9 protein-coding genes are annotated in these 17,818 nt (G+C 74.8%); 3 read left to right on the top strand and 6 right to left on the bottom strand.

Annotation, left to right across the window (positions count from 1 at the left end):
* Window positions 1-552 precede the first annotated feature (552 nt).
* Window positions 553-1,536: a 2,3-diaminopropionate biosynthesis protein SbnA gene (gene sbnA, locus FEF34_RS36395; protein WP_138056969.1), complete on the top strand. Its 984-nt coding sequence runs from the start codon at window positions 553-555 to the stop codon at window positions 1,534-1,536.
* 165 nt (window positions 1,537-1,701) lie between these two features.
* Window positions 1,702-2,967: an IS701 family transposase gene (locus tag FEF34_RS36390; protein WP_138056968.1), complete on the top strand. Its 1,266-nt coding sequence runs from the start codon at window positions 1,702-1,704 to the stop codon at window positions 2,965-2,967.
* Between the two features lie 319 nt (window positions 2,968-3,286).
* On the opposite strand, the gene FEF34_RS36385 is transcribed toward FEF34_RS36390, so the two are convergent.
* Both FEF34_RS36385 and FEF34_RS36380 read right to left on the bottom strand, forming a co-directional pair.
* A complete protein-coding gene (locus FEF34_RS36385; RefSeq protein WP_138056967.1) occupies window positions 3,287-3,649 on the bottom strand; it encodes a DUF4180 domain-containing protein in 363 nt (120 codons plus the stop codon).
* Window positions 3,650-3,958: 309 nt separating this feature from the next.
* Window positions 3,959-4,387: a TIGR03668 family PPOX class F420-dependent oxidoreductase gene (locus tag FEF34_RS36380; RefSeq protein ID WP_138056966.1), complete on the bottom strand. Its 429-nt coding sequence runs from the start codon at window positions 4,385-4,387 to the stop codon at window positions 3,959-3,961.
* A gap of 716 nt (window positions 4,388-5,103) precedes the next feature.
* Between FEF34_RS36380 and FEF34_RS36375 the strand changes: the two genes are divergently transcribed.
* On the top strand, window positions 5,104-7,218 hold the full coding sequence (locus FEF34_RS36375; protein ID WP_138056965.1) for a SpoIIE family protein phosphatase: 2,115 nt from the start codon (window positions 5,104-5,106) through the stop codon (window positions 7,216-7,218).
* 176 nt (window positions 7,219-7,394) lie between these two features.
* Here the strand turns inward: FEF34_RS36375 and FEF34_RS36370 are convergent, their stop codons facing one another.
* Genes FEF34_RS36370 through FEF34_RS36355 form a run of 4 tightly spaced genes read right to left on the bottom strand, consistent with a single transcriptional unit; the run spans window position 7,395 to window position 17,643 of the window.
* Window positions 7,395-10,670 (bottom strand): condensation domain-containing protein, encoded by a 3,276-nt coding sequence (locus FEF34_RS36370; protein WP_138056964.1) that lies wholly within the window; start codon window positions 10,668-10,670, stop codon window positions 7,395-7,397.
* On the bottom strand, window positions 10,660-12,543 hold the full coding sequence (locus FEF34_RS36365; RefSeq protein WP_138056963.1) for a non-ribosomal peptide synthetase: 1,884 nt from the start codon (window positions 12,541-12,543) through the stop codon (window positions 10,660-10,662). The genes FEF34_RS36370 and FEF34_RS36365 overlap by 11 nt, the downstream gene beginning before the upstream one ends.
* Before the next feature lies 1 nt (window position 12,544).
* Window positions 12,545-14,506: a non-ribosomal peptide synthetase gene (locus FEF34_RS36360; RefSeq protein WP_138056962.1), complete on the bottom strand. Its 1,962-nt coding sequence runs from the start codon at window positions 14,504-14,506 to the stop codon at window positions 12,545-12,547.
* Entirely contained in the window at window positions 14,506-17,643 is a 3,138-nt protein-coding gene (locus FEF34_RS36355; protein WP_138056961.1) for a non-ribosomal peptide synthetase, read from the bottom strand. Before FEF34_RS36355 ends, FEF34_RS36360 begins: the two co-directional genes overlap by 1 nt.
* Window positions 17,644-17,818 lie beyond the last annotated feature (175 nt).

Raw genomic sequence — 17,818 nt, 5'->3', positions numbered from 1 at the left:
CCCGGCAGGCCGGCCGGAGACCGTGCCCGTGCCCGGTGGGGGCCACTCGGGAAGGACGGGGCCATGGGCCCCTGTCCTCGCCACGGAACCACGGACACATCGGTCGCACACCTGTAGTCCGCATGCTTGCACGTCTTTTCCCCTTGGAATCTTCCGTTCCCGGGGTGACTCTTCACAGGCCATCCCGGCAGCGGATCTCGTCGCAGGTTCCGCCGGGGTCGAGCGCAATCCGGCGAACGCAATCCAGTAGGCCCTGCCGAGCCGGTTCTGTCCTGCTACGGGAATTCGCCACTTGACACGGAAGCCGCAACCAGATAGGGGACCGCAACCGTATTTCGCCGTGTGCCCGCAGATCTCAGCCGATCCCTCGATCACGACTATGACCTGCACAGAAAACCACGCTGCACCGACATGCACATTGCGCTTCGATGTCAAGCCCCGAATTCCGGTGGCATGACGAAGGGCTTCCCGTCAGGCGTACTGGAGAGGCGTTCGGGCGCCGCCCGGACGGCTTTCTTCCCCGCTTCCCACACGCCCTGACAGGAGGCCACCGTGTCTGTCATATCCGTCCCACAGGATTTCAACGAAGACGACCTCTATGTCGATCTCGAGTCGATTTTCGGACACCCGCTGTTCCTGAAATGCGAGGGGTTCAACTTCGCCGGCTCGATCAAGCTCAAGGCCGCCACCGAGATGGTCGAGGCCGCCGAGCGCGACGGCCTTCTGGGACCGGGCTCGGTGCTGATCGAGTCCTCGTCGGGCAACCTGGGCGTGGCACTGAGCATGATCGCAGCCAGCAAGGGCTACCGGTTCCTGTGTGTGACGGACTCGCGGTGCAATCTGTCCACCCGACTGCTGATGGAGGCCCTGGGCGCCGAGGTGCACGTCGTCACCGAGGCGGGCGAGGGCGGTTTCCTCGGGGCGCGCATCGACCATGTGCGGGCTCTGTGCGCGTCCGACGACCGCTACGTATGGCTGAACCAGTACACGAACCCGAACAACGGCATGGCCCACTACCGCAGGACCGCTCCGGCCATAGCCCGGCAGTTCCCCGACCTGGACGTACTGTTCGTCGGCGCCGGGACCACGGGCACGCTGATGGGCTGTGCCCGCTTCTTCCGCGAGTGGCACCGACCGGTTCGGATCGTGGCCGTGGACAGCGCCGGCTCCGTCACCTTCGGCGACACCCCGGGCCGGCGGATGATCCCCGGTCTGGGCACCAGCGTCCGACCACCGCTGCTGGACACCTCGTACGTGGACGAGGTCGTGCACGTACCGGAGGCCGACACCATCCGGGCGTGTCACCGGCTGGCGAGGCGCGGATTCCTCTTCGGCGGCTCCACCGGCACGGTCGTCAGCGGCGCGACGAGCTGGCTCGCCGCGCACGGAGACGAGAACCCGACCGCGGTGGCCATCGCGCCGGACCTGGGCGAGCGGTACCTGGAGACGGTCTACCAGACCAACTGGGTCCACGACCTCTACGGCGAACACGTACTCGCCCCGCCGGCCGCGGTGGCCCCCTCCCCCGCGGTCTGACTTCCCGGCCCGGGCCCGGGAGCGTGCCGCCGCACCGGCCGCGCGATGCACCGCCCACCGCCGCCGAGCACCAGGCGGCGCGTGGGCGGCGGGTCCCTAGTAGTGCTTGGTCAGGTTGGTTGTGGTGGTGCGTGTCCTTTGGGCTGGGTGTGACGTTGGGAGTGTGTGACTCCGGACGAGATTGGTTTGTTGCGTGGTGAGTTGGAGGCGTTTGCGGCGGAGGTGTTCGAGCCGTTCGCGCGCAAGGACCAGCGTCGGTGGGGGCAGGTCTACCTGCGGGGATTGCTGACCGACGGGCGGCGCAAGTCCGTCGAGCCGATGGCCGCCCGGCTCGGGGCTGACGGCAACCGTCAGGCCCTGGCCAATTTCATCACTACCAGTCCCTGGGACCCGGCGCATATCCGGGCCCAGCTGGCCTGGCGGATGGAGGTGGCGATCAGGCCGAAGGCCGTGGTCTTCGACGACACCGGCTTCCTGAAGGACGGGACGGCCTCGGCGTGCGTGTCGCGGCAGTACACCGGCACCGCGGGCAAGGTCACCAACTGCCAGGTGGGTGTCTCACTGCACTTGGCCTCGGACCACGCCTCGACGGCGGTCAACTGGCGGCTGTTCCTGCCTCAGACCTGGGACCCCACCTCACCGAAAGCCGACCCCGGCAAGGTGGCCCGCCGCGAGCGGTGCGGCATCCCCGACGACGTCGGTCATGTCGAGAAGTGGCAGCTGGCCCTGGACATGCTCGATGAGACCCGCTCCTGGGGAATCGATGTGCCGCTGGCCGTCGCGGACGCCGGATACGGCGACTGCGCGGCCTTCCGGCACGGGCTGCAGGCCCGCGGCCTGAATTACGTGGTGGGGATCTCCACCACCATGTCGGCACAGCCCGCCGATGCAGTCCCGGTATGCGAGCCGTACTCGGGCCATGGACGACCGCCGGTGGCGAAGTACCCCGACCCTGCCCGGCCGGTGAAAGATCTGGTCATCGCGGCGGGCAGGAAGGCCGCACGGCCGGTGCAGTGGCGGGAGGGATCCCGGCCGGGCACCGGCCGCCGCGGGGTCAAGCGAATGTACTCCCGCTTCGTGGCCTTACGGGTCCGGCCCGCCGGACGCGAGATCCGCCAAGCCGCCGACGGACCGGAACTGCCCAAGTGCCGACTGCTGGCCGAATGGCCCGCAGGCGAGAGCGAGCCGGTCCAGTTCTGGCTGTCCGACCTGCCCGAGGACACCGCGCTGACCACACTGGTCCGCCTGGCCAAGCTCCGCTGGCGGATCGAGCACGACTACCGGGAGATGAAGCAGGCCCTGGGCCTGGCCCACTTCGAAGGCCGCACCTGGGGCGGCTGGCACCACCACGTCACCCTCGTCTCCGTCGCGCACGCCTTCTGCACCCTGCAGCGACTGGCCCATGCCCCAAAAGACACGGCGCCGGCCTGAGCCTGTACCAGGTCGTCCGCGAGCTGCAGACACTCCTCGCAACCTGGACCGGCGCCTGCCCCACCTGCCACCGCGGCATACCCACCCGCGCACCAACCTGACCAAGCACTACTAGGGCGTGTTGCGAAAGTCCCTCCTGGCCCGCGACGCCTGGCACGCACGCTCGCTGCGTTGTCGGACTCATCCGAGTACGTCCAGTACGAGGATGATCCTCCGCCTTGCGATCTTCCCCTCGGCCCGGAGGGCCGGGGGAGGCCCCATGCACCAGACGCCGCAGGCCCCGCCCTACGGGCGGACGGAGCTACTTTCGCCACACGCCCTAGCCCTTCAGGCGCTCCCGTAGTTCCTCACCGTCGGCGACGAACCACGTCTGACGGCCGCGGTTGCACTCACGGACGAAGTCCCGGAGGGCGGGCGCGGCTTCCGTGTGTGCGGAGATGTCGCCCACGATCGCCAGGCCCAGCCGGTAGTTGACGAACTTCTGCACGATGTCGCCGGCGACGCGCGTGCGGAGCCTGAAGAACGACTCGTCGAACCTCTCGGCGGGCACGGCGACCCAACAAGCACCCCGGTACATCGCGTCACCGATGAGGTCCAGGGCATCGGCTTCACTGCCGATGGGCTTCCCCGCCGCCGCGCAGAGCAGGACCGGGACGTCGTGGATCTTCTCCAGGGTGGTCATGCCGACCCAACCTAGTTTCCACGGCGGTCGGGCGTCGACGGCATTACCGGCCGTACCGGCACCGGGCCGGGCCGGGCGCGGTCCGGCCGCGGTCGCCTGCCCCCCGGCCGCGGCCTCCGATGCCGGCCCCCCGCACCGCCGCCGGCCCCGTCCCGGTCCCTGCCGGTCCGCCACGCCCACCCGCGCACGACGCCCGGCGCGGTCAACTCCCCGTAGACGAGACGTGCCCCGAACGGGGCACGGGCCCCGGCCCCGGACACCCGGCCATGGGAACGCCGGGACCGCCCCGGCGAGCGGTCCCGGCCGCCCTCACGAGGCGCGCCAGCCGCTCCAGCACACGATGTCGACCAGGATGACGGGTCCGGCGGGAGGCCGACCGGCGTACTGCTCGTACTTCGCCGTCAGCAGCGCGGCGCAGCGTGCGGCCTCGGGGGACCGGCCCGCCCCGGGGAACACACGTGCCTCCCCGTCCGCACGGACCCACCACAACCGGTCCCAGTCCTCCTCGTAGTGGTCGGCGAGCAGGCAGACGGCCGGGGCGGCCTCGATGTCGGCCAGGCGCCTGAGCCGCGTCGTGGCCTTCGGCTTGTGGTCCACGGCCGTCAGCACCGTGTCGCCGTCCAGGGCGAACACGACGGGGACCAGACGCGGGCGGCCCGCAGTGCCGACGGTGGCGAGCCGGGCCACCCGGGCCGCCGCGAACCGCTCCCGCGCCTCGGCGCTCGTCAGGGAAGGCATCGCGTCCCGTCCCGGCGGAACCCGAACGACTCGAACGTGGGCTCCTCGAGTGCCGTTCCCAGCCGTATCGTGCGGATTCCCCGGTCGGTGGCGAAGGTCGAGACTCCGGATCTCACAACCGCTCCTGGGGTCGGGTACGGGAGTCGGCGGGTGGCGCGCCCGCGCCAGGCGTCCGGGCTCGGACGGGGCAGGGCGCCTCACGCGTGGTCCATTCTTCCAGGGAGCGGGAAGGTGGCGCGCGGCCCGGTACACAGCAGGGCCGGGGCCGCAGGGTCGGGCCGGGCCGGGCCGGGGCCGCAGGGTCGGAGGTGCGGTCCGGCGGACGGCCCGCCCGGCCGTCCGGTGCCCGGTCGTGGACACGGCATGCCGTCCTGCCGTGACCCCGTGCGTACGGCCGCGGGTCCGCCCCGGGGTCGTGTGGACCGCCCGGGTGTCCTCGGCAGCGGCCGGGCTTATGGTCCGCATATGGGCGATGCTCGGTGGAACCGCCGCGCACGGCCGCGCACGGCCGCCGGCGTCGCGGAGCCGCGCGCCGCCGGGAGGTACGACCGGCGCGCCGTGCCGGAAGACGCCGAGCGTGCGACTCCCGGCACCGACGGCGTCCGGCCCTTGCCGGAGGGCGCCGCGGACGAGCCGTGGACAGGGCGGTGGACTGGTCCGACGCGCGGACCGGGGCCGCCGGGGGACCGGGGACTTCTGATGAGCGGGGCGTACGGATGAGCGGCGAGCCCGCCGGTTCGCGTGCCGCGGCGGGCCCGGGCCGGGACGTGGAAGCCACGTTGGTGGACGCGGTGCGGGACTCCCGCGCCTCCGCCGCGATGCTGTACGTCCTCGAGGCCGGCGCGGACTCCCTGTGGCTGGCGGTTCTGACCGGCGTGCCCCGGCAGATCGCCGCACCCTGGACCCGGGTGGCGCTGACGGATCCGCTTCCCGTGGCGGACGCCGTGCGGGAAGGACGACTGGTGTGGGTGGGTGGCACGGAGGAACTGGCTCGGCGGTACCCGAGGCCGTCCCTCGTGCTGCCGTACGACTTCGTGCTGGCGGCCGCTCCGGTGGCCGACGACGGTGCCCTTCGGGGCGGGCTGGTGCTGCTGTGGCCGGGATCCCACCCGGCTCGGCTCGCTTCCGACGAGCGGGCGCTCGTCGAGGCCGCCTGCCGCCGACTCGGTCGAGCCCTGCGGGCGGCCGCGGAGGCCGGCGAACCGGTGCCCCGCGAGCGTCCCCGCGTCGTCGCCCCGGAACCGGACCGAGAGCTGGGACCGCCCGAGGCGCTGGCCGCGTTCGTCGAGCGGCTACCGGGCGGATCCTGTGCCCTGGACCTGAACGGCCGGATCGTCTTCATCACCCGTGAGGCCGCCGCGCTCGTCGGTGCCGATCCGGCGGACCTGCTGGGCGCAGTGCCGTGGGAGGCGCTGCCGTGGACGGACGTGCCCGAGGTGGAGGACCACTACCGGGCGGCCCTGGTCAGCAAGCTGCCCACCTCGTTCACCGCGCTCCGCCCGCCGGAGACCCGGCTCACCTTCGAGCTGTACCCGGACGCCTCCGGCATCAGCGTCCGCATCACCCCCTGCGGCCCCGGTCCGAAAGCGCCCGATCCGGGGGCGGCACCGCCCTCCGGCCCGAGCCGCGCCACCGTGCTGTACCACCTGATGCATCTGGCGGCCACGCTCACCGAGGCCGCCGGCGTCGCGGACGTCGTCGAGCAGAGCGCGGACCAGCTCCTGCCGGCACTCGGGGCGCAGGCCATGGCCCTGCTGGCCGCCGAGGACGGGCGATGGAGGGTCCTCGGTCACCGCGGCTACGGCGACGCGCCCATGGAGCACTTCGACGACGTCCCCCTGACGCCGGACACTCCTGCCGCCCGCGCCATGCTCACCGGCGAGGCGGAGTTCTTCGGCGACCTCGCCGAGTTGAGGCGCGCCCATCCCCGGGCCGTCCACCGGTACGGCATGGAGTCCTGGGCCGTCCTGCCGCTGATCGCGTCCGGCCGGCGGATCGGGTCCCTGGTGCTGGCGTACGACCGGCACAAGCGGTTCCCGGCCACCGAACGGGCCGTGCTCACCTCGCTCGCCGGGCTGATCGGCCAGGCCCTGGAGCGCGCCCGGCTGTACGACACCAAACACGACGTCGCCCGCCGTCTCCAGGCCGCGCTGCTGCCCCACAGCCTCCCGCGCGTGCCCGGGCTCGACGTGACCGCGCGCTATCTGCCCGCGGGACAGGGCCTCGATGTCGGCGGCGACTTCTACGACCTCATCCGGCTGGACGACACCACCGCCGCGGCGGCCATCGGCGACGTCCAGGGCCACAACACCGACGCCGCCGCGCTGATGGGCCAGGTCCGCACCGCCGTGCACGCCCACGCCACCGCCGGCGCCCCTCCCGGCGACGTCCTCCGCCGCACGAACCGCCTGCTGATCGACCTCGACAGCGATCTGTTCACCAGTTGTCTCTACGCCCATGTGGACATGGCCCGGCGGGAGCTGTGCATGGCCACCGCCGGGCACACGCGGCCCCTGTTGCGGCACGCCGACGGCCGTACCGAAGTGCTGGCCGTGCCACCGGGTCTGCTCCTCGGCATCGACCCGGAGGCCGACTACCCGGCACTGGGCTTCCCCCTGCCGCCCGGCTGCGTGCTGCTCCTCTACACCGACGGCCTCGTCGAGGACCCGGGGGTGGATCCGGACGACGCGCTCGACTCGCTCGGCGACCTGCTCCGGAGCGCCGATCCCGCCGACCTGGACGTTCTGGCGGACACGCTCGTCCAGCGCGTGCCCAACCCCGTCGACGACATCGCCCTGCTGCTCATGCGCTTTGGCACGACCGGCGGATGACGTGCGGGAGGGTCCGCGGGCCGCCACGCCTCCCCACCGGCCGTGGCTGCCGGCGCGTCCGGTGTCGGCGGATCGTCCCGGGACGGGCCCGCGCCGGCGGGGACGGCCTGCCGCGCGACGGCGGCGCCCGGCGGCCCCCACGGACCCCGGGCGCCGCCGCCTCAGACGCCGCCGCCTCAGACGCCGCCGCCGCGGACATCGCCGCCTCGGACGTCGCCGTCGGACACACCGCCGATCATCTCCGCCAGCACCGTCCTGCGCTCCTCCCCCGCCCGGGCCCGGAGTGGTGCGGCCAGGCGGGCGCTGTCGTAGCGCCAGTGGTGGTCGAGATCACGGGGTGTCCCGTCGGTCTCGCGGAACTCGCCGCGGGTTCCCAGCAGTTCGGTGAGATCTCCGGCCAGGTCCCGCCAGGAGACGTGACCGCTGCAGGCGTTGGCGACGCCGTGCACGGGCCGGTCGAGGCAGTCGGCCACCGCCCTGGCCAGTGCGGCGGCGTGCACCCAGGCGACCCCGTACCAGGGGCGCCCGCCGGTGCCGGGGCGGGGCAGCTCGATCGGTCCCCCTTCACGGGCGGCCTGGTAGAGGCGGCCGGTGGCGCCCCAGCGGAGCTGTTCGCGGAGCCTGTCGTGCGCGCCCCAGACGATCGGTGAGCGCACGGCGCTGGCTCCCCCGCGCCCCTCGGTCCCGGCCGCCCTCAGCAGCATCGCCTCGCAGTCCAGCTTGGCCCTCCCGTACGGGCTCAGGGGCTCGTACGACGGCGACTCCTCGGCGACCCGGTCTCCCTCGGGCCGGCCGTAGGCGTCGACGCTGCTGACGAAGACGAACGGGCCGCGCCGCCAGGCCGCCGCCATGGCCTCCATGGCCGCCAGGTCCACCTCGGGCCGGGTGAAGGTGCAGGCCGCGTGGACGACCGCGTCCACGCCCGCGACGGCGTCCCGCAACCCCTCCGGATCGCCGAGGTCGCCCTCCACGACGTCGACGCCCTCCGCGGCGGCCAGATGGGCCGACTCGGGCCGGGCCAGGGCCAGCACGGGCCGTCCCCTGGCGGCCAGTTCACGCAGGACGAACGCGCCCACGCCCCCGGTCGCCCCGGTCACCAGCACCGTGCCGGCACGGGTGCCGCGCGGCCGGGCGTGCCCGGACGCGGTCTTCGCGGTCTTCGCGGCCTTGTCGGTAGCGGCGGCGGTCTGCTCGGCCGCCCGGCCGTCGAGCAGGGCGGTGAGCGCCCGGGGTGTCCGTGCCTGGAGCACGTCGAGTCCCGTCAGCGGCAGCCTGAGGGCGGTGCGCAGCCGCTCGGCGAGCTGCACCGCGACCAGTGAGTGGCCGCCGAGGGCGAAGAAGTCGTCGTCCGGCGACGGGACGAGACCCAGGAGTGCGGTGAAGCCCTCGGTGACGGCCAGGGCACGCGGTCCCGTCGGGGCACCCGGCACGGGGAGACCGGGCAGCCGGGTCCGGTCGACCGTGCCGTCGGCCGCTCGCGGCAGCACGTCGAGCGGGGTGACGGCGGCGGGCACGGACTCGGGGGCGAGCGTCCGCCGGAGCAGGCCCAGGAGCTCGTCGCGTGCGGGGCCGACGCCGTCGCGCAGTACGGCGAAGGCCAGTGGCGGTCCTTCGGCGGGGTTGACCACCGTGGCTTCGGCGACTCGTGGGTGGGCGCGCAGGATCCGTGCAGCCGGGTGCTCACCGAGGTCGTCCGGGCCGGTCCCGGCTGCGGCCGTACCGGCCTCGTGGGCTGACGCCCCGTCCCGCGAGCTCGCGGCGGCCGGCCCCTTCCGCCCGCTCGCGGCGGCCGCCGGCCCGTCCGTGGCGTCGGCTGCGGAGTGCGCGTCGCCGGGCGTGTCCGGGCCGACGAGCCGCACGTCGCCGAGCGTGCCCGGGCCGGCAACCGGCCCGGTGCCGGTGCCGAACGCCGCGCCGGGAGCCGGAAGCCCGCTCAGCGGAAGGCTCGGGTCGGAGGCCGCCGTGTCGAGCAGCGCCGCGTAGTGCCGGGCGGTCGCCTCGGCCACGGCGTCGTCCAGCGCGGTCCTGTCGTACTGGACGAGCGCCGCCGGCTCCGCCGGGTCGCCCAGCCCCAGCCCGAAGGACAGGTCGAACTTCGCCCCGGTGGCCGGCAGGTCGACGTACTGCGCCGACGTGCCGGGCAGCCGCAGCACGGTGGGCTCACCGAGAACGTCCGAGGTGACACGGACGAGCGCGGTTCCGTCGACGCCGCGCGCGCCGGCGCCGAGGCGTTCGAGGACCAGGTCGAACGGGATGTGCAGGTGGCGCTGGGCCTCCAGGAGCGCGTCGCGCACCCGGTCCAGCAGTTCGGCGAATGACGGGTCTCCGGAGGCGTCGACCCGTACGGGCAGGGTGTTGACGCACAGTCCGACGAGGCCGCGCATGGCGGTTCCGCGACGGTGGGTGCCGGCCACTCCGATGACGAGGTCGTCGTCGCCGGTGAGCCGGTGCAGGGCGGCGAAGGCCGCGGTGAGCGCCACCGCGAAGAGCGTGGCGCGCCGCTCGGCGCCCAGTGCGCGCAGGGCGCCGGGCAGTCGTGGGGCGAGCGGCACGGTGCGGACGGCCGCCCGCCTCGCGGCGCCGTCCCGAGCCGCGGCCGGGCGGGGAAGCCGGGGCGGCGCGGCCTCGGCCAGCAGGCCGCTCCAGCGGCGCAGCCCGTCCTCGAGGCCCGGGGCCGCGGCCTGTTCGCGGCGCGCGTGGTCGGCGTACTGCGGTGGTGCGGCGAGACCGTGCCCGCCGGTTCCGTCGACGGCCGCGGTGTAGAGGGCGGCGAGCTCCGCCGCGACCGTCTCCAGTGCCCCGCCGTCGACGGCGATGTGGTGGAACGTCAGCAGGACGGTGTGGTCCTGCTCGCCGTGACGCAGGACCAGCGCCCGTACCGCCTCCCCGGCCGCGAGGTCGAACGGGCGCGCGACCTCCCGCTCCAGAGCCTGCCGGGCGTCCGCCTCGGTGCTGCCGACCACGGGCACGGGCACGGCCCGCGGGGCCGGGAGCACCTCCTGGTACGGCTCGCCACCGTGCTGGGCGTAGCGGGTGCGCAGGATCCCGTGCCGGCGCACCAGCCCGGTCAGTGCGGTGCCGAGCGCGGCCGGGTCGAACGGACCGCGCACCCGGGTGGCGAACGGCACGTGGTAGGAGTCGCCCGAGCCGCCGAGCCGTTCCATCAGCCACATCCGGCGCTGGGCGCGGGAGAGCGGGGCCCGGCCGCCTTCCCCGGCCTGCGACGCGGAGCCGGGCCGGGTCGGGTCGGGCCGCGTGTCGCCGGGGCGGGCGGCGGCGTCCTGCCGTGCCTCGCCGGCCGCTCCTGGGGCGAGGGCACCTTCGCCGGACGTCTCCGGAGCGGACGGGGCGGGTGCGGCCGGGGTGCGCCGGGCGGCGCGGGCGCGGCGCAGCAGTTCCTGCTGGAGTTCCCGCCGCCGGGCCGGCGGCACGGGGTCGGCGTCAGTGGGCATCGCTGTGCTCCGGGGTCTCGGGGTGGAGGTCGCCGTGCACGGCCAGCAGGGCGCGCTCGACCAGGACCGCCTGGCCGGCGACGGTCGGGGCGGCGAAGAAGTCGGCGAGGGCGATCTCCGCACCGAGTTCCTCACGCAGGTCGTCGGTGACGGCCAGGGCGAGCAGCGAATGGCCGCCGAGGGCGAGGAAGTCGGCGTCGGCACGGGCGACCTCGCTGCCGAGCGCCCGGCTCCACACCTCGGCGACCGCCTGCTCCAGCGGGGTCATCGGCGGCACGGGCGTACCGGACTCACCGCCCTCGCCCGTGCCGGTGAGTCCGCCGAGGGCGCGCCGGTCGACCTTGCCGGACGGCGTGAGCGGCAGCTGCTCCACCACGGTGACCGCGTCGGGCACCAGATGCGCGGGCAGGACGTCGGTGAGCCGTTCGCGGAGCGCCGCGGGCCGGGGAACCGGGCCGGGCGCGGGTACGACGAAGGCGACGAGGCGTGCCTCAGGGGTGCCCGCCCGGTCGACGGTGACGGCGGCGTCGTCGACGTCGGGCCGCTCGCGCAGGGCGTGTTCGACCTCGCCGGGTTCGATGCGGAATCCGCGGACCTTGACCTGGTCGTCGTTGCGCCCGTGGAAGTCGAGCGTGCCGTCGGGACGGCGGGAGACGATGTCGCCGGTGCGGTAGAGCCGCCCGGCGCCGGGGTGGTCGACGAACCGCTCGGCGGTGAGCGCGGGCAGTCCGGTGTACCCGTGGGCCAGCCTGCTGCCGCCGATCCACAGTTCTCCCCGGTCCCCGTCCGCGACCGGGTGGCCGTCGGTGCCCAGGAGGTGCACGGTCGCGCCGGCGATGGGCCGGCCGATCGGTATCGGGCCGTCGCAGTCGGCCCGGGTGACCCGGTGGGCGGTGGCGAAGGTGGTCGTCTCGGTCGGTCCGTAGCCGTTGACCAGCTCCAGCCACGGGAAGGCGGCCAGCACCTCGCGGGCCTGGGCGGCGGCCAGCGCCTCACCGCCCACCACGACCGACCGCAGCTGGTCGAAGACGCGGGAGCGGCGGGCGGCGAGCTGGTGGAAGAGGGCGGTGGTGAAGAACGCCACCGTCACACCGTGGCGTTCGACGTGCCGGGACAGGTCCTCCAGGGAAGGGCGCTCCACGGTGCACACGACGACCGCGGCGCCGTTGGCCAGCGCGGCCCACACCTCGAACGTCGAGGCGTCGAAGGTCATCGGCGAGTGGAAGAGGACCCGGTCCCGCGCGGTGACGGTGACGTACTCCGGTGCGGTGACCAGTTCGGCGATGGCTCCGTGCGGGACGGCGACGCCCTTGGGGCGTCCGGTGGAGCCGGAGGTGAACATGATGAACGCCGGGCTGTCCGGGTCGGCTTCCTCCTGGAGACCCGTGCCGTTCAGCGGTTCCTCGGGCAGTGCGAGCACGGGGCCGGCGAACGAGGACGCGTCCAGCAGCTTGGCGTCGCCGACGGTGAGCGTCACCTCCGCGTCGGCGGTCATCGCCTCGGTGCGCGGCCGGGGCTGGGCGGGATCCAGCGGCACGCACACGGCTCCGGCCCACCACAGCGCGAGCTGCGCCACGACCGTACGGGCGGAGCGGGTGGTGAGCAACGCGACCCGGTCGCCGCGGGTCACCCCGTGGTCGCGCAGGCGTGCGGCGAGCGCACGGCCGGCCGCGACCAGCCGGCCGTAGGTGAGGGTGGTGTCGCCGTCGACCACGGCCAGGGCGTTCGGGTGGAGTTCGGCGTGCCGGGCGACGAGGGCGGGCAGGCCGGTCCGTGGTGCGGACGGCCGGGCTCCGGGGCCGCCCGGCGCGGCGGGCGGCGGCGCGGGCGCGTCCGCCGTGGTGTCGAGGGGCTGCGGGGTGCGGTGTGACATCTCAGGCTCCTGTCGGCCGTGTGGTCCGGCGCTCGTCGAGGAGGGCGGCGAAGGCGCGCAGGTCCGGGCTGCGCAGCAGTTCGGGGGCGCGCAGGCGGACACCCGTCTCGCGCTCGACCGCCTCCAGCAGCCGGGCGGCGACGACGGAGGTGCCGCCCGCGTCGGTGAAGTTGTCGCCGAGGGAGGTCCCGGGCCGGCCGAGGAGGTCCCGTACGGTCGCGAGGACGAGCCGTTCGGCGGGTGTCGTCCCACGGGCGTCGCCGGAGGGGGTCGCGCAGCCGCCGGGAGCGGATGTCTCCGCCGCCAGCGCGGGCCGGTCCACCTTGCCGTTGGCGTCCAGGGGGTAGCCCTCGACGATGCGCACGGCGGTGGGCACGGCCTGTTCGGGGAGCCAGGCGCGGACCGCCGCCAGCAGGTCACCGGTCGCGGGCCGGGTGCCGGCGGCGGGCCGTACGTGGGCGACGAGGCGTGCGTGGCCGGACTCGTCGCGCAGCACGGTCACGACGGCGCTTCGGACGTCCGGGTCCCGCTCGAACGCGGCCTCCACCTCGGCCGGTTCGATCCGCACGCCGCTGATCTTGACCTGGTCGTCGAGGCGTCCCAGGAACTCGAGGCTGCCGTCGGCGGTCATCCGCACCCGGTCGCCGGTGCGGTAGAGACGGTCGACGCCGGGCAGCGGCGGGTCCTGCGGCGGGGCGGCGAAGCGCCGTGCGGTCAGCTCGGGGTCGAGGTAGCCGAGCGCCAGACAGTGGCCGCCGATGCGGAGTTCGCCGTTCTGCCCGCGGGCGACGGGCCGGCCGTCCTCCCCCGTGACGACGACCGTGACACCGGGCAGGGGGGCGCCGATGGGCGGCGGGGTCGCGCTGCCCGCCTGCGCGTCGGTGCCGCGCATGGCGTAGGTGGTGGTGACGACGGTGGCTTCCGCGGGTCCGTAGGCGTTGTGGACGGTGGCGGTGACGTCGCGGCCGGGCCGGCGGCGCATCCGGTCGCCTCCGACGACGAGGTGACGCAGGCTCAGGTCCTGCGGCCACGGCCGGTCCAGCAGCGGTTCCACCATCGGGGTGGCCGCCACGGACACGGTCACGGCGGCGTCGCGCCACCAGTCGGTGAGAACGCGCGAGTCCCAGCGGACGTCGTCGGGTGCGGGAACGAGGGCGGCTCCGGAGGTGAGCCCGGCCCACAGCTCCAGCAGGTGGGGGTCGAACGCGACACCGATGAGCAGGGACTGGCGGTCGCCGGGTGCGAGACCGGTCTCGGCCCGGTACCAGTCGAGGGCGACGGACAGGGCGGGCCCGGCCACCGCGACCGCCTTGGGGCGGCCGGTGGAACCGGAGGTGAGGACGGCGTACAGGGCGCCCTCGGGCGCTCGTCGCGCGCCGGCCGCCGGAGGGGCGAAGGCGGCCACGGGGGCGGTGGGCGCGTTGCTGCCCTCGATGGGCAGCGGCAGGGCGGTCAGGTCCCCGGCGCAGTGGCGGGCGGGTAGGACTCCGGGGTCGCCGACGAGGCAGGCGACGTCGAGGTCCTCGGTGACCGCCTCGGTGCGTCGCTCGCCGGGACGGGGGCCGAGCGGCAGGTAGACGGCACCGAGGCGGGCGAGCGCGACGGCCGTCACGACGAGGGCCGTCGAGCGGTCGAGGCAGACGCCGACCAGGTCCCCCGGTCCCACGCGGCCGCGCAGGGCGGTGGCGACGCGCGCGGCGGCGGTGTCGAGTTCCCGGTACGTCCAGGTGCGGTCGCCGTCGATCACGGCGGGGGCCTGCGGGGTGCGCCGGGCCCAGTCCTCGAAGCGGGCGAGCACGCCGGTCGGTCGGGCCGCGGGGCCGTGGGCGATGCTCAGCGGGGTGCCGTCGGGGTCGCGGGGGACGGCGGCGACGGCGGCGGGCCCGGTGCCGGCGGCCTCGGCACCGCGGGCGACTGCGCCGGCGGCGGTCGTGGGGTCAGGGGTGGTCAGGGGCTGGGTCATCACGACTCCGTGGAGAGGGTGGAGGTGGCCGCGAGGGCGTCGGCCTGCTCGGCGAGCACCGGGTTGCGGAAGAGCACCCTGAGCGGTGGGCGGGTGCCCAGCCGGGGCTCCAGCCAGGCCGCGAGCTCGGCGGCGAGCAGCGAGTGGCCTCCGCTGCGGAAGAAGTGGGAGCGCGCGTCGAACCGGCTGTGGCCGAGGACCTCGCGCCAGCCCTCCGCGAGCAGGGCCGTCATCGGATCGTCCGGCACGGGGGCGGGCGAGGACGCGGTCGCGGCGGGTGCCACGGGTTCGAGTGCCGCCGCACGACGGGCGAGCGCCGTCCGGTCGGGCTTGCCCCCGGCGAGGGTCGGCATGGTGTCGAGCAGTGCCCAGCGCGCGGGGACGAGGGGGCCGGGCAGCCGGCGGCCGAGCTCGGCGTGCAGCGTCTTCTCGTCGAACGCCGCGCGGCCGCCGCCGTCCTCGAGGAAACCGACGAGCCGGGGGCCTCCGGCGGTCTCGCGGTCCAGGACGACGGCGCAGGACCGGCCGCCGAGTGCGGCGGACGCCGCGGCCTCGATCTCCTCCAGCTCGATGCGGTGCCCTCGGAGCTTGATCTGGTTGTCCCGCCGGCCCAGGAAGTACAGGAGGCCGTCCAGTCCGCGGTAGCCGAGGTCTCCGGTCAGGTAGACGCGCTCCCCGCCGAGCGCGTCGACGGTGACGAAGCGGGCGGCCGTCGCCTCCGGGTTCCCCGCGTACCCCTCGGCGAGACCGGGCCCGGCGATGGCGAGTTCACCGACGGCGCCTGGCGGCAGCGGGCGGCGGTGGGCGTCGAGGACGTGGACGCGTTCGCCCGGGAGTTCGGTGCCGAGGGGGATCTCGGCACCGTCGGCGAGGGCGTCGCGGGAGATCTCGTGGACGGTGGAGCTGATGGCCGCCTCGGTGACGCCGTACGCGTTGAGGACGGTCGCCCCGGTGTCGGCGAGGACGTCGCGGAGGGCGTCCGCGGGAAGGCGCTCGCCACCGAGGACGAGCAGCCGCGGTGCCCAGCTCCCGTCGCGCAGTGCGGGACGCAGGTCGTCGCGGGTGGCGAGGAAGTAGCTGGTGGGCAGATTGGCGACGGTGACGCGCGCGGACGCGAGCAGGTCGGCGAGCTCCCCACCGGTGGGCACCTCGTGGTCGGGGACGACCAGGCACGCCCCGGCGTGCAGGGTCGGCAGCACCTCCTCCAGCGCCACGTCGAAGGACGGCTGCGCGAACATCAGGACCCGGTCCCCGGCGGCGAGGGCGAACCGGCCCGCGACCGCCGTCACATGGTGTTCCAGCGCCGCGCGCCCGACGGCGACGGGCTTCGGCGTGCCGGTGGATCCGGAGGTGTGGATGACGTACGTGGTGCCGGGGAGCACCGCGGCCTCGCGCACGCGGGGGAGCACGGGTGCGTCGATCCGGGCGGCGGGCAGTCCGTCCGGTACGGCCGGGCCGCCCTCACCGGTGAGCACCAGCGCCGGGCCCAGCCGTTCCAGGAGCAGTGCGAGCCGGGCGGGCGGGTCGGAGGGGGACAGCGGGCAGTGGACCGCGCCGGTGCGCAGGCAGGCCAGCAGCGCGACGACGGAGTCGGCCCCCCTGGGCAGGACGACGGCCACCGGCTGTCCGGGGGTCACCCCCGCGGCACGCAGCCGCTGCGCGAGCGAGCCGACGCGCGCGTCGAGTTCGCCGTAGCTGAGGCGCCGTGCGCCGGACAGCAGGGCCGGCAGGGCCGGGTCGTGGCCGGCCGTGGGATCGAGCGGGTCGCGGTCCTCCGGCAGGGGGACGGCTTCGGCGGCCGGCTCCACGGCCGCGGGCGCCAGGTCGGCCAGCGGGGTCTCCGGGGCGTCGAGGTAGGCCCGGAGCAGGTCCAGGAAGCGGCCGGCGAGCATGCGTGCCACGTCCTCGCCGAAGAGGTCGGCGTCGTAGTCCCAGACCAGCGTCATACCGGCCGCGCCGCGGCGCGGGGTGACACCGCGCCGGTCGTCCGGCAGCAGTACGACGTCGAGGTCGAACCGGGTGGTGCCGGTGTTGAACCCCTCGAAGAGCGTGATGTCCAGACCGGGTACGTCGATCTCGGGGAGCGGGGCGTCGTGGGCGCTGAACATGACGGAGAACAGCGGGTTGTCCGCGCCCGAGGAGTGCATGCCGAGCGCGCGCGTCAGCTCCTGGACGGGCACGTCCTGGTGCGGCAGGGCGCGGATGAGGGTGTCGGTGACCTCGTCCATGGTGTCCTGCGCGGGCGCGCCGGCGTCCAGTGCGAGCGGCAGCGGGATGGTGTTGACGAACATGCCGACGGAGTTCTCGTAGCCCCGGGGCCGGTTGCCGACGGCCGTGCCGACGACCATCCGGGAGCGTCCGCTGTGCCGGCGCAGCAGTTCGGCGAAGAGCCCGAGGAGCGTGGCGAACGGGGTGAGGCCGCGGGAGCGGGCGTGCTCGCGCAGCCGCCCGGCGAGGTCGGCACCGATCGACTGCCGCAGCTGCGCGCCGTGGTGCCTGCGCCCGGCGCCGGGGCGGGCGAGGCCGGGCAGTGGCAGGTCGTGGGGCTGGTCGCGGAGTGCCGTCCGCCAGAAGTCGAGGCTCTCGGGGGCGAACGCGGCCTCGGCTCGGGCGAGGACGTGGTCCGCGTACGACGCGGCGGGCGGGAGCTCCGCGGGCTCGCCGAGGACGTGGGCGCGGTAGACGCCGAACACGTCGTCGAGCAGGATCGCGAAGGAGTGACCGTCGTGAATCAGGTGGTGCTCGACGTGGACCAGGCGGTGGTGGCGCTCCGCGAGACGGACGAGCGTCCAGCGGAGCAGCGGGGCCTCGAAGGTGTCGAGAGGTGACTCGGCCTCGGCGCGCAGCAGCTCCGCGAACGCCGCCTCGGGGTCCTCCTCCCCGCTGATGTCGACCGTGCTGAGCCTCGGCCGGCACTCCTGCGCGACCCGCTGCCCCGGTACGGAACCGGTGGAGGCGACGAGTTCGAGCCGCAGGCCGGGGTGGCGCTCCAGGGTGGCGGCGAGCCCGCGGTGCAGCGCCTCGGTGTCGAGCGTGCCCCAGAGGTCGAGTGCGGCGGTGAAGTTGTAGGCACGGCTGCCCGGCTGCATCTGCTCGTGCAGCCAGACGATCTCCTGCGAGGAGGAGAGCGGAAGCATGGGCGATCCCTGAGGTCGTCGGGTCGGTTGTCCTGCGCCGGTCACGGTCGTGGCCGGCGGCGGTCGTTCGGGCGCTCCGCGGGTCGCGCGGCGGCGCTTCGGACGGTGGTACGTCGGGGTTGCGTCGTACGTCGGTGGCAGGTCGGGGTGGCGCGTCGAACATCGGTGGTGCGGC

Origin of the sequence: Streptomyces marianii (assembly GCF_005795905.1) — a bacterium.
In the GTDB taxonomy this organism is placed as follows: Bacteria; Actinomycetota; Actinomycetes; order Streptomycetales; family Streptomycetaceae; genus Streptomyces; species Streptomyces marianii.
Note: the sequence above shows the minus strand (reverse complement) of the source record. Positions and strands in the feature narration are given on the sequence as shown.